At 62.6% G+C, this 21,472-nt stretch carries 16 protein-coding genes; 10 read left to right on the top strand and 6 right to left on the bottom strand.

The annotated features are described in order from the left end of the window. Positions 1–18: 18 nt before the first annotated feature. Entirely contained in the window at positions 19–1,437 is a 1,419-nt protein-coding gene (locus tag C163_RS20635; protein WP_025340408.1) for an amino acid permease, read from the bottom strand. A gap of 477 nt (positions 1,438–1,914) precedes the next feature. Between C163_RS20635 and C163_RS20640 the strand changes: the two genes are divergently transcribed. The 3 genes from C163_RS20640 to C163_RS20650 all read left to right on the top strand — a co-directional run bounded on the left by C163_RS20640 (position 1,915) and on the right by C163_RS20650 (position 6,453). Next, a complete protein-coding gene (locus tag C163_RS20640; RefSeq protein ID WP_025340409.1) occupies positions 1,915–5,064 on the top strand; it encodes a transglycosylase domain-containing protein in 3,150 nt (1,049 codons plus the stop codon). An 89-nt stretch (positions 5,065–5,153) separates the two neighbouring features. Further along, complete coding sequence (locus C163_RS20645) at positions 5,154–5,699, top strand: PadR family transcriptional regulator (protein WP_025340410.1); 546 nt, start codon at positions 5,154–5,156, stop codon at positions 5,697–5,699. Beyond that, positions 5,692–6,453 (top strand): siderophore-interacting protein, encoded by a 762-nt coding sequence (locus C163_RS20650; protein ID WP_025340411.1) that lies wholly within the window; start codon positions 5,692–5,694, stop codon positions 6,451–6,453. The genes C163_RS20645 and C163_RS20650 overlap by 8 nt, the downstream gene beginning before the upstream one ends. Before the next feature lie 259 nt (positions 6,454–6,712). On the opposite strand, the gene C163_RS20655 is transcribed toward C163_RS20650, so the two are convergent. Together C163_RS20655 and C163_RS20660 are read right to left on the bottom strand one after the other, a co-directional pair. Then, positions 6,713–7,348, bottom strand: a complete 636-nt coding sequence (locus tag C163_RS20655) for a Pr6Pr family membrane protein (protein WP_025340412.1) — start codon at positions 7,346–7,348, stop codon at positions 6,713–6,715. A 1-nt stretch (position 7,349) separates the two neighbouring features. Beyond that, positions 7,350–7,571 (bottom strand): VF530 family DNA-binding protein, encoded by a 222-nt coding sequence (locus C163_RS20660; protein ID WP_003252112.1) that lies wholly within the window; start codon positions 7,569–7,571, stop codon positions 7,350–7,352. 165 nt (positions 7,572–7,736) lie between these two features. On the opposite strand from C163_RS20660, the gene C163_RS20665 reads away from it, so the two are divergent. The 5 genes from C163_RS20665 (at position 7,737) to C163_RS20685 (ending at position 17,060) form a co-directional block, all read left to right on the top strand. Further along, positions 7,737–9,782: a TonB-dependent receptor gene (locus C163_RS20665; protein WP_025340413.1), complete on the top strand. Its 2,046-nt coding sequence runs from the start codon at positions 7,737–7,739 to the stop codon at positions 9,780–9,782. 303 nt (positions 9,783–10,085) lie between these two features. Next, positions 10,086–11,420, top strand: a complete 1,335-nt coding sequence (locus C163_RS20670; protein ID WP_025340414.1) for a carbohydrate porin — start codon at positions 10,086–10,088, stop codon at positions 11,418–11,420. A gap of 30 nt (positions 11,421–11,450) precedes the next feature. Then, on the top strand, positions 11,451–13,862 hold the full coding sequence (locus C163_RS20675) for a glucose/quinate/shikimate family membrane-bound PQQ-dependent dehydrogenase (RefSeq protein ID WP_025340415.1): 2,412 nt from the start codon (positions 11,451–11,453) through the stop codon (positions 13,860–13,862). Positions 13,863–14,079: 217 nt separating this feature from the next. Further along, positions 14,080–16,500, top strand: a complete 2,421-nt coding sequence (gene lon, locus C163_RS20680) for an endopeptidase La (protein ID WP_025340416.1) — start codon at positions 14,080–14,082, stop codon at positions 16,498–16,500. Positions 16,501–16,670: 170 nt separating this feature from the next. After that, a complete protein-coding gene (locus tag C163_RS20685) occupies positions 16,671–17,060 on the top strand; it encodes a protease inhibitor I42 family protein (protein WP_025340417.1) in 390 nt (129 codons plus the stop codon). A gap of 6 nt (positions 17,061–17,066) precedes the next feature. On the opposite strand, the gene C163_RS20690 is transcribed toward C163_RS20685, so the two are convergent. After that, positions 17,067–18,002: an alpha-xenorhabdolysin family binary toxin subunit B gene (locus C163_RS20690; RefSeq protein WP_025340418.1), complete on the bottom strand. Its 936-nt coding sequence runs from the start codon at positions 18,000–18,002 to the stop codon at positions 17,067–17,069. Between the two features lies 1 nt (position 18,003). Beyond that, positions 18,004–19,194, bottom strand: coding sequence for an alpha-xenorhabdolysin family binary toxin subunit A (locus C163_RS20695; RefSeq protein WP_025340419.1), 1,191 nt, complete (start codon positions 19,192–19,194; stop codon positions 18,004–18,006). 214 nt (positions 19,195–19,408) lie between these two features. Between C163_RS20695 and cmoA the strand changes: the two genes are divergently transcribed. After that, positions 19,409–20,152 carry a carboxy-S-adenosyl-L-methionine synthase CmoA gene (gene cmoA / locus C163_RS20700; RefSeq protein ID WP_025340420.1) on the top strand — a complete coding sequence of 248 codons (744 nt, stop codon included), beginning with the start codon at positions 19,409–19,411 and terminating at the stop codon, positions 20,150–20,152. Continuing rightward, complete coding sequence (gene cmoB / locus C163_RS20705) at positions 20,149–21,105, top strand: tRNA 5-methoxyuridine(34)/uridine 5-oxyacetic acid(34) synthase CmoB (RefSeq protein ID WP_025340421.1); 957 nt, start codon at positions 20,149–20,151, stop codon at positions 21,103–21,105. The genes cmoA and cmoB overlap by 4 nt, the downstream gene beginning before the upstream one ends. A gap of 68 nt (positions 21,106–21,173) precedes the next feature. Here the strand turns inward: cmoB and C163_RS20710 are convergent, their stop codons facing one another. Then, positions 21,174–21,377 (bottom strand): hypothetical protein, encoded by a 204-nt coding sequence (locus C163_RS20710; RefSeq protein ID WP_025340422.1) that lies wholly within the window; start codon positions 21,375–21,377, stop codon positions 21,174–21,176. Positions 21,378–21,472: the final 95 nt, after the last annotated feature.

Raw genomic sequence — 21,472 nt, forward strand, 5'->3', positions numbered from 1 at the left:
GGCCCCAGCCATTTCAGATCAGGAAGCAGTACTGGCCACGCCCTGCGCATCTTTCGGCGCCAGGCGGAATGCGTAGTACAGCACCGTCAGCAGCACCAGGAACGCCGGGCCGATGTACAGCGCCACGCGGGTATCCTCGAAGTACGCCATCAGGCCGACCACCAGCACCAGGAAGGCCAGCGCCAGATACGAGCTCAACGGCCACAGCCACATGCGGTATTTCAGCGCCTTGCGTTCAGTGGAGCTCAGGCCGGCGCGGAACTTCAGTTGCGCCAGCAGGATCATCACCCAGGTCCAGATCGCGCCGAAGGTGGCGATCGAAGTCACCCAGACGAAGACCTTTTCCGGCACCAGGTAGTTGGCCAGCACGCCCAGCAGCAGCGCGCCGATCGACAGCAGCAGCGCGTTGCGCGGCACGCCGTTCTTCGACGTACGGGCGAAGGCCGCCGGGGCCTGGCCGTTCTGCGCCAGGCTGTAGAGCATGCGCCCGGTGCTGAAGATGCCGCCGTTGCACGACGACAGCGCTGCAGTGATGACCACGAAGTTGATGATGCCGGCGGCGGTCTTGATGCCCAGGCGCTCGAAGGTCATGACGAACGGGCTGCCCTGGCTGCCGATTTCGCTCCACGGGTAGATCGACAGGATCACGAACAGCGCACCGACATAGAACAACAAGATGCGCCAGAACACCGAGCCGATGGCCTGTGGGATGGTCTTTTGCGGGTTGCGTGCTTCACCGGCGGTCAGGCCGATCATTTCCACGCCCAGGTAGGCGAACATCACCATTTGCAGCGACATCAACACGCCGGTCACGCCATTGGGCATGAAGCCGCCGTTGCTCCACAGGTTGGAGATACCCACTGCCACGCCGTCATTGCCGAAGCCGAAGGCAATGATGCCGATGCCGCCAAGGACCATGGCGATGATGGTGACAATCTTGATCAGGGCGAACCAGAACTCGAACTCACCAAACGCCTTGACGGCCACCAGGTTGACCGCCCCCATGCTGCCCAGCGCCGCCAGGGCCCAGATCCAGCGTGGTACGTCGGGGAACCAGATGCCCATGTAGATGGCCACCGCGGTAATTTCGGCAACGCAGGTCACCAACCACAGGAACCAGTAGTTCCAGCCGGTGAGGAAGCCCGCCAGCGGGCCGAGGTAGTCCTGGGCATAACGGCTGAACGAGCCGGCGACAGGGTTGTGCACGGCCATTTCGCCAAGGGCGCGCATGATCACCAGAATGGCCAGGCCGCCGATGATGTAGGACAGCATGATGGCGGGGCCGGCCATTTCGATGGCCTTGGCCGAACCGAGGAAAAGACCGACACCGATACAGGCGCCCAGCGCCATCAGGCGGATGTGCCGTTCGCCCAGTTCACGCTTGAGCGGGCCGCCTTCGGTGGCCTGGCCGTGGGCAGGGTGGTTGCCGACTGGCATAGCAATACAACCTCATTTTGTTATTGGATTTGACCTTCGTGCAGCACCGGCCAGGCCGATAGGCGTGGCGTTGGCTTGCCGAGCTGGCCTTGTGGGCCGGCCCGTGTGCCGGAATAGAGCGCCCGGCAAGGCGAAGGGGGCGAGCAGTATAGGAAGACCGTTGTAGGGGTTTTCGCTGTATAAACAGGAAAATTCAGCAAGATCTCTGGGGCCGCTTCGCGCCCCTTTCGCGACACAAGGCCGCTCCTACAAGCGTGCTCGGTCTCCTGTAGGAGCGGCCTTGTGTCGCGAAAGGGCTGCAAAGCAGCCCCAAAATCGCCCCGCCCACCATAGCAATATCGCCTTACGAAAAAACCCACACCAAAGCCGCATAGCCCTACGCCACTTTTCTCCGCCTCTTACAAATTTTTCACCTGACCCGCTCAACGTCTAAGCTTCAGACAAGCAAGACGAAAATACCTGGCCGGATAGAAGACTATGGGCGCACTGTGGCAATCGGAACCAAGCAGAACGGAAGCACCCGAGATACCTCCGGCCGAGACGCCACAACCCAAGTCCCCCCGTCAGCGTCGGCTATGGTGGCGGCTGATCATCCTCATCCTGCTGGTGGCGCTGGTGGCCATCGGCTTCGCTGCGTATGACGAATTCCGCACCTCCAACCTGCAGTCGCGGGAATTCAGCAAGCTGGCCAGCACCCTCACCTATTCGCTGCAACCAGGCCCCAGCGATGCCATCGTCTACCCCGGCGAAGGGCCGTTCGACAAACGCCTGGGCTACAGCGCGCTGGGCGAATTCCTGCCGCGCCTGCTCAAGCGCGACTACCTGATCAGCGAGCAGGTGAAGTTCTCGCCGGCGTTGATGCACTACGTCGATCATGGGCTGTTCGCCCCCTATATCGAGAAAATCCAGGCTGGCCTGTCGATCACCGACTGCCGCGGCGACATGCTGTACCAGTACAACTACCCGCAACACCTGTACCCGAACTTTGCGGCGATCCCGCCGGTGATCGTCAACAGCCTGCTGTTCATCGAGAACCGCGACCTGCTCGACACCAAGGACCCGCGCAACAACCCGGCCGTGGACTGGCCGCGCTTCGCCAAGGCCGCCTACAGCCAGGTGGCCAAGTACCTGGCCCTGCCCGGCCAGTCCGCTGGCGGCAGCACCCTGGCCACGCAGCTGGAAAAGTACCGCCATTCACCGGACGGCCTGACCGTTTCCGGCGCCGAGAAGATCCGCCAGATGATTTCCGCCAGCGTGCGCGCCTACCAGGGAGGCCCTGACACCACCGAGGCGCGCCAGCGCATCGTGCGGGACTACCTCAACAGTGTGCCGCTCTCGGCAGTGCCTGGGCATGGCGAAGTGCATGGCATGGCCGAGGGGCTGCGGGTGTGGTACGGCGCCGACTTCGACCAGGTCAACCAGGCCCTGAATTCCACCGCCAGCGACCCCGAGAGCATGGCCGCACGCGGCCTGGCCCTGCGCCAGGTGCTGTCACTGATGATTGCCCAGCGCCGGCCGTCGCACTACCTGTCCAAGGGGCGGCTCGAACTGGCCGAACTGACCGACGCGCACATCCGCGTGCTGACCGCCAACAAGGTCATCGAGCAGCCACTGGCCGACGCGGCACTGGCCAGCAAGGCGGTATACCGCGACTGGGTGGCGCAACCGACCATTGTGCCGATCGTCACCAACAAGGGCATCAGCCTGGCACGCAACCGCTTGGCGGCCATGCTCAACCGCCCGCTGTACGACCTCGACCGGCTCGACGTGTCGGCCACCAGTACCCTGCAGTCCGACTTGCAGCTGCAGGTCAGCCAGTACCTGAAAAACCTTGCCGACCCTGAATTCGCAGCGCAGATCGGCCTGATCGGCGAACGCCTGCTTACCGCCAAGACCACCGACCAGGTGAGCTACAGCTTCACCTTGTTCGAGCGCACCGCTGACGGCTCGCGGGTGCGGGTGCAGACCGACAGCACCGACCAGCCATTCGACATCAACGAAGGCAGCAAGCTGGAGCTGGGTTCGACCGCCAAGTTGCGGGTGCTCACCACCTACCTGGAGATCATCGCCGAACTGCACGACAAGTACGCCGGCAAGCCAGCCGCCGAGTTGAAGAAAGTCGAAGTCGCCGAACTCGACCGCATCAGCCAGTGGTCGCTGGAATGGCTGGCGCAGAACAGCAAGAACCAGAGCCTGGACGCCATGCTCGATGCGGCGCTGGAACGTAAGTATTCGGCCAACACCGGCGAAGCCTTCTTCACCGGCGGCGGCATGCATGTGTTCAACAACTTCCGCAAGGAAGACAACAGCCGCAACCCAACCCTCAAGGATGCATTGCGCGAGTCGATCAACCTGCCGTTCATCCGCCTGATGCGCGACCTGGTGCGCTACGTGACCTACCAGCAGCCATACAACCGCGTGCCGCTGCTCAAGGACGACTCCGACCCGCGCCGCCAGGAATACCTGGCCCGTTTCGCCGACAAGGAAGGCACCAACTACCTGATGCGCTTCTGGAAGAAATACCAGCGCAAGACCTCGCAGCAGCGCCTGGACACCTTCCTCGATAGCATGCGCGTGACCCCGCAACGGTTGGCGGCCGTGCACCGCTACCTGTTCCCCGAGGCTGGCCAGGAAACTTTCAACGCCTTCGTCCGCGCCCACCTCAAGGGTGACAAGATCGTCCTGGGCAAACTGACCGATGGCCGCCTGTCGGAGATGTACGACGCCTATGGCCCGGGCAAGTACGACCTGCCCGACCAGGGCTATATCGCCAAGGTCCACCCGCTGGACTTGTGGCTGCTGGGTTACCTGCTGAAGAACCCCGGCTCTACCTTGACCGAAATGGTCAATGCCAGCCGCTTCGAGCGCCAGGAGGTTTACGGCTGGCTGTTCAAGAGCCGCCATCAGGGCGCCCGTGACAGCCGCATTCGCACCATGGTCGAGATCGAAGCGTTCCTCGACATTCACCAGCGCTGGAAGCGCGTGGGCTATCCATTCGACCACCTGGTACCCTCGCTGGCCACCGCCATCGGCAGCTCGGGCGATCGCCCCGCCGCCCTCTCCGAACTGGTCGGCATCATCCAGAACGACGGCGTGCGCCTGCCGACCTTGCGTATCGACACCCTGCACTTCGCTGCCAACACGCCTTACGAAACCAAGCTGGTCACCGACCCGGACCGGGGTGTGCGGATTCTGCCGGTCGAAGTGGCGCGCGCCCTCAAAGGCGCAATGTCGCAGGTGGTGGATGCGGGTACCGCGCGGCGTATTTCCGGCAGTTTCAAGCTGCAGGACGGCACGCCACTGGTTATGGGTGGCAAGACCGGTACCGGTGACAACCGCATCGAAAGCTTTGGTGCTGGCGGCCGGCTGATCGGCTCACGCTCGCTGAACCGTACCGCCACCTTCGTGTTCTTTTTGGGTGACAACCACTTCGGCACCTTGACCGCGTTCGTGCCGGGGCGCTCGGCAGAGGCCTTCAAGTTCACCTCGGCGCTGCCGGTGCAGGTACTCAAGGGCATGGCTCCGATCCTCATGCCATACCTGCAACCGGGCAATCCGAATGAGTGCAAAGCGCCGCAGGTGGCCATGCACACAGCCACGCCGCAAGGGGATACATCGAACAACTAGATGATAATCATCTGCAATTAAGGGCTTGTCTTTAGATATATCTTGAGTAATATCTTAAGATATATCGCAAACGACGGAGCCCTGCCCCCATGCGTGAACATACCCCCCATGACCCCTTCGAGCGGCGCCCAGGTCGTGGCGAACGCGGCCCGCGCGTCTTCGCCCCCGGCGACCTCAAGCTGCTGATGCTGGCCCTGCTCGCCGAGCAGCCAGGCCACGGCTACGACCTGATCCGCCAGATCGAAAACCTGTTCGACGGCAGCTACAGCCCAAGCCCCGGGGTGATCTACCCCACCCTCAACTTCCTCGAGGAGGCCGAGCTGATCAGCGGCCAGGTGCAGGGCAGCAAACGCCTCTATGCCATTACCGAAGCCGGCCGCACCGCCCTGGCCGAACAGGCCGTCGCACTGGACGGCGTGCGCATGCGCATCGAAGTCAGCAAGCGCGCCCTGCGCGGCCACGACCGCCCACCAGAGATTCATGAAGCGGTCGGCAACCTGCGCCACGCACTGCACATGCACAGTGGCCGCTGGACACCGGAAGAAATCGAGCGGGTCCGCGAGCTGCTCAACCACACCGCCAAGGCCATCGCCTCCGGGCCGGCCGAACCTGTCAGGGAGACACCCCATGAGTGACACCATTCACCGCGTCAACCACGAAATCCGCCAACGCCGCCTGCAGGTGCTGCGGGTCACCGAACTGACCCCGCGCATGCGCCGCATCACCCTCGGGGGGGCCGAGCTGCAGGGCTTCACCAGCGTGGGCAGCGACGACCATATCAAGCTGCTGTTTGCCGAAACGCCGGAGCAACAGCAAGCCATCGAGGCTCGTAACCTGGGCCGAGAAGGTGGCGCGCGGCCTACCATGCGCGAATACACGCCACGGCGCATCGACCTGGTGACCAATGAGCTGGACATCGACTTCGTGCTGCACGGCGATGGCCCTGCCTCTACCTGGGCAGCCCAGGCTGCACCCGGGCAAACCCTGGACATTGCCGGGCCGCGGGCTTCGATGGTGGTGCCGGACATCTTCGACAGCTACCTGCTGATCGGCGACGAAACCGCCATTCCGGCCATTGGCCGCCGCCTGGAGGAATTGCCAGCGGGCCGCCAGGTACTGGCGGTTATCCAGATCGATGACGAGCGGGAACGCCAGCCACTGCCGAGCAAGGCACAGGTGGAAGTGATCTGGGTACGTCGCCAACAGGAAGACCTGCTGGCGCTGGTGAAGAACCTGACCTTGCCGCAAGGCCGGTTGTATGGCTGGGTGGCACTGGAAAAAGCCCTGACCCGGCAGGCCAAGGCACTGTTGCTGGAGAAAGGTTTGCCTGAGGATGCGCTCAAGGCTGTGGCCTACTGGCGTGCCGACGGGACTGCGGACGACGAATGATTGTTTATTGCCTGCACTGGCCGGCAAGCCAGTTCCCACAGGAATCGCGCAGCCCTTGAACGCTGAGGGGTGTAGGAGCGGCCTTGTGTCGCGAAAGGGCTGCAAGGCAGCCCCAGCAATTTCAACTGTTGCGCATCAATCCTGGGGCCGCGTTGCGGCCCTTTCGCGACACAAGGCCGCTCCTACAGGTACAGCGACAACCTAGAGATCAACGCTGTACTCGTGGGAGCTGGCTTGCCGGCGATAGGGCCAGTGCAGGTCAAGCCAATCTGTGCAGCCCCCGCCACCTGTCCAGCCCCAGCAACACCAGCCCAATCCCCCAGAACCCCGCCAACACCCCCAGGGCATTGAGCAATACCTGCCCATACCCCAGGCTCGCCACATCGATGAACGGGTAGGCATACACGCCAATCTCGCTCCCCCGCCACAGCGCGTAGGCAAAATACGTCGCCGGGTACACCGCCCAGACCAGCAGATGCCATAGCCGCAACCTGCCCTTGGGCACCTCGCACCACCAGTACAAGGCATATAGCACGGGCATCACATCGTGCAGCAACTCGTCCGCCAGCCATTGCCAGCCCTGCGGTTGCCACAAGTGACGCAACAGCACGCTGTAGGCCAATGCCACCAGCACGATGCTGGCGGCCACCGCGGAACTCACCGCAGGCGACAGGAAAAAGCGCCTGGCACGGCCTTCCCGGCCGAACGCCGCATAACTGAGCACCGTTGCCACCAGGGTATTGGTCAACACGGTGAAATACCCGAACACATTGATCAGGCCCCCCACCAGACTCGCCTGTTCCTGCCAACGCGCCAACAGCACCAGGTACACCTGCACGGCCAGGCCGAACCAACCCAGCACGGCCATGCCGGTCAGCCAGGGACGGCGCGGCATGTCAGGCCTGGCGCTGCAGCTTCACGTACAGCTGCTCGACCTTTTCCCGTGCCCACGGCGTCTTGCGCAGGAAGGTCAGGCTCGACTTGATGGTCGGGTTGCTTTTGAAGCAGCGCACATCGATGCGCTCGGCCAGGCCCTGCCATTGGTAGTGCGCCACCAACTCGGTGAGGATCTGTTCGAGGGTCTTGCCGTGCAGCGCGTTGTGTTGGGCCGTGCTCATGCCAGTGCTCCGTAGGAAAGATGCGCACCTTACACGAGTGTAGTGGTGGGTGGGATCAGGTGAGTCGACAGAAAAACCGCTGGCCAGGCGCAAAACCTCTGTGCTGAAATAGAGATGTTATATTGTAACAATACAAAAGCATCTGCCAAGGAACGCCCCATTCCCATGCTGTACACACCGCTTCGCCTCTCTCCCCTCGCCGTCGCGCTGTGGCTGGCCGCATCACCCAGCCACGCCGTAGAACTCGAACCCCAGGTCATCACCGCCAACCCTTTGGGCAACAGCCAGCTGGCCGCACCCAGCACCGTGCTCGAAGGCGACAACCTGCTGCAACAGCAGCACGGCAGCCTCGGTGAAACCCTGAACAAGCAGCCTGGGGTCGCCTCCACCTGGTTCGGCCCTGGCGCCAGTCGCCCGGTAATTCGTGGCCTGGATGGCGACCGTATTCGCATCCTGCGCAATGGCGTCGGCGCCCTGGATGCTTCATCGCTGTCCTACGACCACGCGGTGCCGCTGGACCCGGTGACCGTCGACCGTGTCGAGATCGTCCGTGGCCCGGCTGCCCTGCTCTACGGCGGCAACGCCATCGGAGGTGTGGTCAATACCTTCGACAATCGCATCCCGGATACCCCCATCGAGGGCATCCAAGGTGCCGGTGAACTGCGCTACGGTGGCGCCGATACCACCCGCAGCAGCGCTGGCAAGCTTGAGGCCGGCAACGGTGCCTTCGCCCTGCACCTGGATGCCAACAGCCGCCAGTTCAACGACCTGCGCATCCCCGGTTACGCGCGCAGTTCCAAGGTGCGCGACGCCGACGAACCCGGCAGCAAGCACCGCCTGGAAAACAGCGACGGCCGCCAGGACGGTGGCGCCGTGGGTGGCGCCTACCATTGGGACCACGGTTACGCCGGCCTGTCGTACAGCCGCTACGACAGCAACTATGGCTCGGTGGCCGAGCCAGGTGTGCGCCTGGACATGAAGCAGGACCACTACGCCTTCGCCTCCGAACTGCGTGACCTGGACGGCCCATTCACTTCGGTCAAGGTCGATGCCGGCTACACCGACTACGAGCACCGTGAAATAGAAGAAGGCGAAGTCCACACCACCTTCAGGAACAAGGGCTATGAAGCACGTATCGAAGCCCGCCACCAACCGCTCGGGCCGGTAGAAGGCGTGATCGGCGCCCAGGTCAGCCGCAACGAATTCTCCGCCTTGGGCGAGGAAGCCTTCGTCCCGCACACCGACACCGACAGCCTGGCGCTGTTCATGCTGGAGCAGTGGCAAGCCACCGAGCGCCTGAACCTGAGCCTGGGCGCACGCATGGAGCACACCCGGGTCGACCCGGATGCCAAAGGCAACGAGAACTTCGCCGACGCCGACAGCGCCAGCAGTTTCAACGCCTTCAGCCTGTCTTCCGGGGCGGTGTACCAGCTCGACCCGATCTGGTCGCTGGCCGCCAACCTCGGCTACACCGAGCGCGCCCCGACCTTCTACGAGCTGTATGCCAATGGTGCCCACGTGGCCACCGGAGCCTTTGAAGTCGGCGATGCCAGCCTGAACAAGGAAAAGGCCATTTCCGCCGACCTGGCCCTGCGTTTCGACAACGGCACCCACAAGGGCAGTGTCGGGGTGTTCTACAGCCACTTCCGCAACTACATCGGCCTGATCGGCACCGGCAACACCCGCGAGGGGCATGACCACGACCATGGCGAGGATGACCATGACCACGATCACGACCATGACGGTTTCCCGGAATACCAGTACCAGGGCGTGCGGGCGCGCTTCTATGGCATCGAGGCCCAGGACCGCTGGCAACTGGCCGAGAACCGCTATGGCAGCTTTGCCCTGGAGCTCTCCGGTGACTACACCCGGGCGAAAAACCTCGACAGTGGCGAGCCGCTGCCACGCATCGCCCCACTGCGCCTGAACAGCGGCCTGGTCTGGGAGCTGGACCGCTGGCAGGCGCGGGTCGACGTGCAGCATGCTGCGTCGCAGCATCGCAAACCGGCCAACGAAACCAGCACCGATGGCTACACCACGCTGGGGGCCAGCGTTGGCTACCGCTTCGAAGTTGGCCAGAGCCAGTGGCTGGCGTTTGTGCGCGGCGAGAACCTGACTGACCAGACCGTGCGCTATGCCAGCTCGATCCTGCGCGATATCGCCCCGGCGCCGGGGCGTAGTGTGGAAGTGGGCCTGCGTACCACCTTCTGATTGCAAATCAGTAACTGTGGGAGCGGGCATGCCCGCGAAGAAGCCGACACGGTGGATGGCACCGGCTCCGCCGGTGTTCGCGGGCGCGCCCGCTCCCACAAAGAGCTCGCAAGCTCTGGACTGTTGCCATATCAGCAACAATCCACTGCGACAATTTGTCTTTTTTTCTTACAACTTCCCCTATATCCTCCCCGCCGCAAGCTGAATCGCTTCACCGAAACCATCTTGTCGTCATTTCCATTGAAGGGCCCGCCCTTCGATGCGCTTGCCGTTTATTCAATAATCAAAAGATAGCGCTATCTCATGCTCCAACTGCCCAGAACCTGTTACATCGGCCTTGCCCTCAGCGCCCTGGCGGCACCCACCGGCGCCAGCGAGATGTTCGCCAGCGACTCCCCCTGGATGCTCGGCGACTGGGGTGGCACCCGCAGCGAACTGCTGGAAAAAGGCTACGACTTCACCCTCGGCTACACCGGCGAGATGGGCAGCAACCTGCATGGTGGCTACGACCACGACCGCACCGCGCGCTACAGCGACCAGTTCACCTTCGGCAGCCACCTGGACCTGGAGAAGATCCTTGGCTGGCACGACACCGAATTCCAGCTGACCATTACCGAGCGCCACGGCGACAACATCAGCAACGACCGCATCAACGACCCGCGTGTCGGCGGCTTCACCTCGGCCCAGGAGGTATGGGGCCGTGGCGAAACCTGGCGGCTGACGCAGATGTGGATCAAGCAGAAGTACTTCGATGGCGCACTGGACGTGAAATTCGGCCGTTTCGGCGAAGGCGAGGACTTCAACAGCTTCCCGTGCGACTTCCAGAACCTGGCCTTCTGCGGCTCGCAGGTAGGCAACTGGGTGGGCGGCATCTGGTACAACTGGCCGGTCAGCCAGTGGGCCCTGCGCGTGCGCTACAACCTCAGCGACGCGCTCTACGCCCAGGTCGGCGTGTTCGAGCAGAACCCCACGAACCTGGAATCGGGCAACGGCTTCAAGCTCAGCGGCAGCGGCACCCAAGGCGCGGTAATGCCGATAGAACTGGTATGGAGTCCACAGGTCAATGGTCTGAAAGGGGAATATCGCGCCGGCTACTACTACAGTAATGCCAAGGCACAGGATGTTCTCAAGGACAGCAACGGCCAGCCGGCAGCCCTCAGCGGCGCCGCCTACCGCAGCAGTTCGAGCAAGCACGGCTTGTGGCTCGGCGCCCAGCAGCAGGTGACTTCGCTGGCGTCCGACCAGTCGCGTGGCCTGAGCCTGTTCGCCAACGCCACGGTGCACGACAAGAAGACCAATGCCATCGACAACTATGTGCAGGCAGGACTGGTATACAAAGGGCCCTTCGACGCCCGCGCCAAGGACGACATCGGTTTCGCCCTGGCCCGTGTGCACGTCAACCCTGCCTATCGCAAGAACGCGCGCCTGGCCAACCAGGCCGCCGGCCTCTACGACTACGACAACCCCGGTTTCCTGCCGGTGCAGGACACCGAGTACAGCGCCGAGCTGTACTACGGCATCCACCTGGCCGACTGGCTCACGGTCCGCCCCAACCTGCAGTACATCCGCCACCCGGGCGGGGTGTCGCAGGTCGATGGCGCCCTGATCGGCGGCTTGAAGATCCAGAGCAGTTTCTAACCCCCTTTTTGACCTGACGGAGAACCTACGATGAGCACTGAAGGTGCCAACAATGGAAGCCGCTGGCTACCGCGCCTGATCGGCGCGCTGCTGTTGCTGATGGGCCTGGCCCTGCTGGCCGGCGGCATCAAGCTGAGCCAGCTGGGCGGATCGCTGTACTACCTGATCGCCGGTATCGGCTTTGCCCTGTCGGGCATCCTGCTGCTGGCCCAGCGCCGCATCGCCCTGGGCCTGTACGGCCTGGTACTGCTGGGCAGCACCGTGTGGGCCCTGCTCGAAGTGGGCCTGGACTGGTGGCAACTGGTACCGCGCCTGGCCATCTGGTTTGCCATCGGTGTGGTCCTGCTGCTGCCCTGGGCGCGTCGCCCGCTGATCGGCCCGGCCAACACGGCCAACACTGCGCTGCTCGGCATTGCAGTGGTCGCTTCGGGCGCTTGCGCCCTGGGCAGCCAGTTCACCCACCCCGGTGAAGTGTTCGGCGAACTGGGCCGCGACAGCAGCGAAATGGCCAGCGCCGCCCCGGCCATGCCCGACGGCGAATGGCAGGCCTACGGCCGCACCGAGCACGGCGACCGCTATTCGCCGCTGCGCCAGATCACCCCGCAGAACGCCTACCGCCTGGAAGAGGCCTGGCGCATCCGCACCGGTGACCTGCCGACCGAAAACGACCCGGTGGAGCTGACCAACCAGAACACCCCGCTGAAGGTCAACGGCATGCTCTATGCCTGCACCGCGCACAGCCGCGTGCTGGCCCTGGACCCGGACACCGGCGCGGAAATCTGGCGCTACGACCCGCAGGTCAAGAGCCCGGTCGGCACCTTCAAGGGCTTCGCCCACATGACCTGCCGTGGCGTTTCGTACTATGACGAAAACCGCTACGTCAGCCGCGACGGCAGCCCGGTACCGAAAATTACCGACGCCGGCCAGGCCGTGGCCCAGGCCTGCCCGCGCCGCCTCTACCTGCCCACCGCAGACGCCCGCCTGATCGCCATCAACGCCGATAACGGTAAAGTCTGCGAAGGCTTCGCCAACCAGGGCGTGATCGACCTCACCACCGGCATCGGCCCGTTCACCGCCGGCGGCTACTACTCCACCTCGCCAGCCGCGGTCACCCGAGACCTGGTGATCATCGGTGGCCATGTCACCGACAACGAGTCGACCAATGAGCCATCCGGCGTGATCCGCGCCTACGATGTGCACGATGGCCACCTGGTGTGGAACTGGGACAGCAACAACCCGGACGACACCCAGCCACTGGCTCCCGGCAAGATGTACAGCCGCAACTCGGCCAACATGTGGTCGATCGCCAGCGTCGACGAAGACCTCGGCATGATCTACCTGCCACTGGGCAACCAGACCCCGGACCAGTGGGGCGCAAACCGCACCCCGGGTGCCGAGAAGTACAGCGCCGGCGTGGTCGCCCTGGACCTTGCCACCGGCAAGGCTCGCTGGAACTACCAGTTCACCCATCACGACCTGTGGGACATGGACGTCGGCAGCCAGCCTACCCTGGTCCACCTGAAGACCGACGATGGCGTGAAGCCGGCAATCATCGTGCCGACCAAGCAAGGCAGCCTGTACGTGCTCGACCGCCGCGACGGTACGCCGATCGTGCCGATCCGCGAGATCCCCACCCCGCAAGGTGCGGTGAAAGGCGACCACACCTCGCCGACCCAGGCCCGCTCCGACCTCAACCTGCTCGGCCCTGAACTGACCGAACAGGCCATGTGGGGCGCCACGCCGTTCGACCAGATGCTGTGCCGCATCCAGTTCCGCGAACTGCGTTACGAAGGCCAGTACACACCGCCGTCCGAGCAAGGCTCGCTGATCTACCCGGGCAACGTCGGTGTGTTCAACTGGGGTAGCGTGTCGGTCGACCCGGTGCGCCAACTGCTGTTCACCTCGCCCAACTACATGGCCTTCGTGTCGAAGATGATCCCGCGTGAGCAGGTGGCCGAGGGCAGCAAGCGCGAAAGCGAGACCAGCGGCGTGCAGCCGAACACCGGTGCGCCGTACGCGGTGACCATGCACCCGTTCATGTCGCCACTGGGCGTACCGTGCCAGGCCCCGGCCTGGGGCTATGTCGCCGCCATCGACCTGTTCACCAACAAGGTGGTGTGGAAGCACAAGAACGGCACCACCCGCGACAGCACCCCGGTGCCGATCGGCCTGCCGGTTGGCGTGCCGAGCATGGGTGGTTCGATCGTCACCGCCGGTGGCGTCGGCTTCCTCAGCGGCACCCTGGACCAGTACCTGCGCGCCTATGACGTGAACAACGGCAAGGAACTGTGGAAAGCCCGCCTGCCAGCGGGTGGCCAGGCCACGCCGATGAGCTACAGCGGCAAGGATGGCAAGCAGTACGTGCTGGTGACTGCCGGCGGGCATGGCTCGCTGGGCACCAGGATGGGCGACTACATCATCGCTTACAAACTGGCTGAGTAATCCAGAGATGCGGCAGTGAACCTGCTGCCGCATTCGCGGGTAAACCCGCTCCCACAGGTATGGCGCTGCCCCCAAGCTCGGCGCCGTACCTGTGGGAGCGGGTTTACCCGCGAAGAGGCCGGTACAGGCATCACTCCTCTCTGCACCCTTCATCTACCATTGAAACCCATCCCCCCCCGCCCCATCTAAGCACCATAGTCATTCACGCAGGTGCCCCATGAGCGACCAGCAGGATTTCCCGGAACATCCCGACGAACACAGCGAAGTCGAACACACCACTCCCCAGGCCGAAACCGGCCACGCCCTCGCCCTGCCCGGCCAGCAGCTGCCGGACAAGGTCTATGTGATTCCGATCCACAACCGCCCGTTCTTCCCGGCCCAGGTGCTGCCGGTCATCGTCAATGAAGACCCTTGGGCAGAAACCCTCGACCTGGTGGCCAAGTCGCCAGACCACAGCCTGGCCCTGTTCTTCATGGATACCCCGCCAGAAGACCACCGCCACTTCGACACATCGGCGCTGCCGCAGTACGGCACGCTGGTGAAGGTGCACCACGCCAGCCGCGAAAACGGCAAGCTGCAGTTCGTCGCCCAGGGCCTGACCCGTGTACGCATCCGTACCTGGCTCAAGCACCACCGCCCGCCGTACCTCGTCGAGGTGGAATACCCGCGTCAGCCAGCCGAGCCGACCGACGAGGTCAAGGCCTACGGCATGGCGCTGATCAATGCGATCAAGGAGCTGCTGCCGCTCAACCCGCTGTACAGCGAAGAGCTGAAAAACTACCTCAACCGCTTCAGCCCCAACGACCCGTCGCCGCTCACCGACTTCGCCGCCGCCCTCACCTCGGCCACCGGCAACCAGTTGCAGGAGGTACTCGACTGCGTACCCATGCTCAAGCGCATGGAAAAGGTCCTGCCGATGCTGCGCAAGGAAGTCGAGGTGGCGCGCCTGCAGAACGAGATCTCGGCCGAGGTCAACCGACAGATCGGCGAGCACCAGCGCGAGTTCTTCCTCAAGGAACAGCTCAAGGTCATCCAGCAGGAGCTGGGCCTGACCAAGGACGACCGCAGCGCCGACCTCGAGCAGTTCGAGCAGCGCCTCGAAGGCAAGACCCTGCCGGACCAGGCACGCAAGCGCATCGACGAAGAGATGGGCAAGCTGGCCATCCTCGAAACCGGCTCGCCCGAATACGCCGTCACCCGCAACTACCTGGACTGGGCCACCGCCCTGCCCTGGGGCGTGTACGGCAAGGACAAGCTCGACCTCAAGCATGCACGCAAGGTCCTGGACCAGCACCACGCCGGCCTCGACGACATCAAGGAGCGCATACTCGAATTCCTCGCCGTGGGCGCCTGGAAAGGCGAGATCAGCGGCTCGATCGTGCTGCTGGTGGGCCCGCCCGGGGTAGGCAAGACCAGCATCGGCAAATCCATCGCCGAATCGCTCGGCCGGCCGTTCTACCGCTTCAGTGTCGGCGGCATGCGGGACGAGGCCGAGATCAAGGGCCACCGCCGCACCTACATCGGCGCCCAGCCCGGCAAGCTGGTGCAGGCCCTGAAGGACGTCGAGGTGATGAACCCGGTGATCATGCTCGACGAGATCGACAAGATGGGCCAGAGCTACCAGGGCGACCCGGCTTCAGCGCTGCTGGAAACCCTGGACCCGGAGCAGAACGTCGACTTCCTCGACCACTACCTGGACCTGCGCCTGGACCTGTCCAAGGTGCTGTTCGTGTGCACCGCCAACACCCTGGACTCGATCCCCGGGCCATTGCTCGACCGCATGGAAGTGATCCGCCTGTCCGGCTACATCACCGAAGAGAAACTGGCCATCGCCAAGCGCCACCTGTGGCCCAAGCAGCTGGAAAAGGCCGGCGTGGCCAAGACCAGCCTCGGCATCAGCGACAGCGCCCTGCGCGCGGTGATCGAAGGCTATGCCCGCGAAGCCGGGGTACGCCAGCTGGAGAAACAACTGGGCAAGCTGGTGCGCAAGGCCGTGGTCAAGCTGCTGGAAAACCCCGAGGCCAAACTGAAGATCGGCACCAAGGACCTGGAAGCCGCGCTCGGCATGCCGGTGTTCCGCAGCGAGCAGGTACTGGCTGGCAAAGGCGTGATCACCGGCCTGGCCTGGACCAGCATGGGCGGCGCCACGCTGCCGATCGAAGCCACCCGCATCCACACCCTCAACCGCGGCTTCAAGCTGACCGGCAAGCTGGGTGATGTGATGAAAGAGTCGGCCGAAATCGCCTACAGCTACGTCAGCTCCAACCTCAAGCAGTTTGGTGGTGACCCTGGTTTCTTCAACGAAGCGTTCATTCACCTGCACGTGCCCGAAGGCGCCACGCCCAAGGACGGCCCGAGTGCCGGCATCACCATGGCCAGCGCCCTGCTGTCGCTGGCCCGAGACCAGGCGCCGAAGAAGGGCGTGGCCATGACCGGCGAGCTGACCCTGACGGGGCAGGTACTGCCGATTGGCGGTGTGCGCGAGAAGGTGATTGCGGCGCGGCGGCAGAAGATCTTCGAGCTGATCTTGCCGGAGCCTAACCGTGGGGACTATGAGGAGCTGCCGGACTACCTGCGCGAAGGCCTGACCGTGCATTTCGCCAAGCGCTTTGCCGACGTGGCCAAAGTACTGTTCTAGCCAGCACCGGCCTCTTCGCGAGTAAACCCGCTCCCACAGGGATAGCGCAGGGCTTGAGCCCAGTGAGATCACTGTGGGAGCGGGTTTACCCGCGAAAGGGCCGCCACAGGCAACACAAATCTCCTCGATCATCGGTTATCCTCAGGCCATCGTCAGCCTCCGGAGCCAACATGACCGCCCCTCGTCTGCTCGTTCCCCTGAGCTTCGCCCTGATTTCCGCCTGCGCCCAACAGCCCACGCAACCCGTCGAACTGGACGCCGAAAGCGAATGCCCGACGCGCCTGCAGGTTGGCCAGGCGCTGACCCTGAGCTTGCCCAGCAACCCGTCCACCGGCTACCGCTGGCGCGTCGAGAACCCCGCCTCGAATGTGCTGAAAAGCCTTGGCCCGGAGGTGTACAACGCACCCGAGGAAGACATGGTCGGCAGCGCCGGTGTCTCTACCTGGCGCTACAAGGCCAGCAGTGTCGGCACATCCCAGTTGCTGCTGCTTTACCAACAACCCTGGGCTAAAGACGTCGCCCCGGTGCAGACCTTCGAATGCAAAGTTATCGTCCGTTAAGGGCAATCAGCTGCGGTCATACGCCATCTGAACCACCTTCAGGTACTCGCAGAGATCTTGCAACGCGACCGTGCCATCCGGCAAAGCCATCGTCGGGTCGAGCTTTGCAGCTTGACCCTGCCACTGCAGTTCCAACTTGCGAAGCTCTTGCAGCCACTCATTCTTGAGTGGCTCGACCCCGGCCAATGCCTTGACGGCATCGCGCTCATCCAGGGTGCTTTCCAAGGTTTGCTGAGCATGCCGCCGGTCACTCAGTGCCCCCTCGATTCTTGCATCAAGCCTGCTGCGGGCGTCACTCAAGTCCCTGAATGTCTTGACCCCTTCCAGCACATCAGCATGCTTGTGCAGCTTTTGCGTTGCCGCCTTGAGCACACTCGAATCGATTTTCGGATCCGTGATCAAGCCGATTATCTGGTCAATCTCGTCATCGTTCGGTATCAGCCCCTTCAAGGCACTGGCAACAGAGGGCTTTTCCAGTACCTCGATAGCCGCGACGATATCTGTCTGTTTTTGCCGCAGTTCATTCAAGCGTTCATCGAACGCCATTACTTGCTGCCTATGCAGGTCGACGCGGCTTTCCAGTTCCGGCAATGCCTCAATCAAGGCGGCTAACGAGAAAAGTTCCAGACGCTGATTTTGCCTGGCCAGTACCGAGTGAAGCTGACTCAGACGATTCAGAACAGTTGCCAACCTGTGGTGGGTCTCAGCACCTGGTTGGCTTGAAATAAACTGCCGGTCCTCCAGCAACACGATAGCGCCTATCAGGCTTTCCTTGAAAGAACGCTCGACTGCCAGCAACAGCACTCGTAACTCACCAAGTTGCTCTCGCGCCCGCGGTAGCACTTTCATGCCCCATGCGTCTTCAAGGCTGAATATCTGATCTTGCACTTGCTGCATGCGTACGAAGTCGGGCACAGCGGCTTTGATATCTACTACGTCCATGTCAGGCATCCTCATACTCTTCAACGAGCTCATCAAACAGTTCAGACAAGGTGTGGCAGATGCTCCCTATTTTTTCCCAAGGCCTGATGACTTCCGAAAAATCATGAACGAACGCCTCCAGCTGTTTTATATCCTTCAATTCCTTTGCTTCGTTTACCGAGCTATTGGCATACGAAGCCATGAACAACCAGACGTCCGCCAGACGCCGAGTTGCCGATGACAGGTCCTTGCACCTGAACTGTAAATCCCTGACCAATGTCGAGATACGCTCGAAGTCCTGGAGGGCCGGCAAGAGTTTTGCCATTTCCTGCGCCAGCTCATCACGCTTCTCGATCAGTGCATTCTTTTCTGCCCGAATGCTTTCCGCTTTGGAGCCGAAAACGCCTCCGGTCACGGCTACACCGATCGGTCCGAACCAAAGCCCGGTGAATGCATAGCCCACGTTGGCAGAATAATCTGACGCCAGCTGATCGATCTTTTCATCCCATTTATCGAGTTGCTGCCGCTTTTGCACGATGACGTCACTGGAAGCCTTTTCGTCGAAATGCGTGATCAAGCGACCCAGGCGCGGCTTGATCTCGCGTTTGATTTCACTATTGAACCAATTGGCGCGGGCGTCGACTTCATCGATGCGACGACGAGTGCCTTCGATTTCCCTTACCAATTCGGTAATACCAGGTGCCAGTACATTCCTTAGCTGTGCCTGCTCATCTTCACTCAACGCCGTGATATACACGTCGTCACCCTGTTCGGCCCTGGTGCTCTTGATCGTCAGAAACACATCGCTGTTTTCCAGATTGTTCAACAGGGTACTGCCACGCTGTACCAGGCTTTCGGCGAACAGTTCAATTTCCGGGCCAAGTTGCTTGACGCTTCGTTCGAGCTCGTCCCATACATCAATATGCCTGTGTAGCGCACGATAAAGCTCATACACAAGCGAAGCGTCCAGCCTCAAGGCTGCATAGTCAGCTTCCTTTTCGACCTGGTCCAAGGTACGCGGCAACTGGCTTACTACGTTGGCATACCTCTTTATTGCTTTCAGATTCTCCGCAGTCAACAAGCTGCCTGCTTGCTGACCATTGCTCAGTCGGCTTCCAAGGAACTCAAAATAGCGCTCCGGTAGCATTTTAACTTTGCTCAGCGGATCCATTTCATCTACGGTATACTTTTCCAAGTCAGTTGCGACAGTCATTACTCACCTCAAGATATTGACGACAGCATGCACAGTCATGCACTTGAATTTTGTTTGTTCGTCGAACTCGATACTGTCGCTTTGATAAAGTAACGATGTGGGAAACTTCGCTTTATTCTGGGGTAACCGTCCAGCCCTCTTGAAGCATTGCCATGGCAAGACGCGTGGCCTTTGGCTAAAATGCGCCTCCGTTTCACCCTGTATCGAGCCCGCCGTGAGCAAACAACCCGACCGCCTTTTCGCCCAGCCCCTGGAGCAAGTGCCCGACTTCGTCTTCAACGAGGACGTGGTGCGCGTGTTCCCGGACATGATCAAGCGCTCGGTGCCGGGCTACCCGACCATCGTCGAGAACCTCGGCGTGCTGGCCGCGCGCTTCGCCCAGCCGCATACCGCGCTGTACGACCTGGGTGCGTCGCTGGGTGCCGTTACCCAATCGCTGCGCCGCCATGTGCGCAGTGACGGCTGCCGGGTAATCGCCGTGGACAACTCCGCGGCGATGGTCGAGCGTTGCCGCCAGTACCTCACCGCCCAGGACTCGATGTTCCAGGAACTGCTGCCGGTGCAGGTGCTGGAAGCCGACATCCTGGCCCTGCCCTTCGAGCCCGCCTCGGTGGTGGCGATGAATTTCACCCTGCAGTTCATCGCCCCCGACCAGCGCCTGGAGCTGCTCGGCCGCATCCGCCAGGCGCTGTTGCCCGGTGGTGCGCTGATCCTCTCGGAAAAACTGCGCTTCGCCGATGATGAACAGCAGGACCTGCTCAATGAACTGCACCTGGACTTCAAACGTGCCAATGGCTACAGCGAACTGGAAATTGCCCAGAAGCGCAGCGCCATCGAGAACGTGATGAGGCCCGACACCCTCGAAGCCCACCAGGCGCGCCTGCGCGCAGCCGGTTTTTCGAAGGTGGTGCCCTGGTTCCAATGCCTTAACTTCGCCTCTTTGATTGCCCTGCCATGATCGATCTGTCCCCCCTCGTCCGCCGCTTGGCGGGTACGCCCCTGGCTTCCTGGTCGCAAGGCCTGCAAGCGCAACTGGAAGCCAAGCTGGAGAAGGGTCACGGTGACCTCGACCGCTGGCGCGGTGCGCTGGAAGCCTTGCCCGCCCTGCAACCGAGCGAAATCGACCTGGTCAACGGGCTGCGCCTGGACTGCGATTGCGACGACGCCACCCGCGCGCAGATGCGCCAGGCACTGATGGGCCTGTCCCCTTGGCGCAAAGGGCCATTCGACCTGTTCGGCGTGCATGTGGACACCGAATGGCGTTCGGACTGGAAATGGTCCCGGGTCGGCCCGCACCTCGACCTCAAGGGCAAGCGCGTGCTCGACGTGGGCTGCGGCAACGGCTACTACCAGTGGCGCATGCTCGGTGCCGGCGCCGACATGGTGATTGGCGTCGATCCCAACTGGTTGTTCTTCTGCCAGTTCCAGGCCGTTCAGCAATACCTGCCAGAGCTGCCCGCCTGGCACCTGCCATTCGCCCTGGAAGACCTGCCGGCCAACCTCGAAGGTTTCGACACGGTGTTTTCCATGGGGGTGTTCTATCACCGCCGCTCGCCCATCGAGCACCTGCTGGCGCTCAAGGACTGCCTGGTCAAAGGCGGGGAACTGGTGCTGGAAACCCTGGTGATCGAGGGTGACGAAAACCAGGTGCTGGTACCTGAGGACCGCTATGCACAGATGCGCAACGTCTGGTACCTGCCGTCGGTGCCTGCCCTGGAGCGCTGGTTGCGCCGTGCCGGTTTCAGCGACGTGCGTTGCGTCGACGTAAGCGTGACCAGCGTCGAGGAACAGCGCAGCACCGAATGGATGCGCTACCAGTCACTGGGCGACTTCCTCGACCCGAACGACCACAGCAAGACCATCGAAGGCCTGCCGGCCCCACGCCGCGCCACCCTGCTGGCGCGCAAATAAAAAAGGCGCCCGGATGGGCGCCTGAATACACCCGCGCCGAGGAGCTTTCACGGCGTAGGTGCTGTCACTCAATCCTTGGCCAACTCGCGGGCCTTCTCCTGTGCCTTGCGCTCACGCTCGGCAACGGCCTGTTGCTTGTCGCCGTGCAGGCGCTGCTGGTCTTCGCGGAACGCTTGCCAGAATTGTTTGGAACGTTCCGCACCGCCCTCGGCGTAAACACTGGCGCTGCCCAGGGCAAGGGTGGCCAACAGCAGGTATTTGGTCAGGTTCATCGTGGTTGCCTCGTGATAACCGATCAGACAGGGCCATCCTAGCGAGGGCTAGCTAACGGCAAGGTGAGGCGGGGATTACAGTCTTGCAATGTGGC

The sequence above is a fragment of the Pseudomonas sp. FGI182 genome (assembly GCF_000511325.1).
Classification (GTDB): Bacteria; Pseudomonadota; Gammaproteobacteria; order Pseudomonadales; family Pseudomonadaceae; genus Aquipseudomonas; species Aquipseudomonas putida_Z.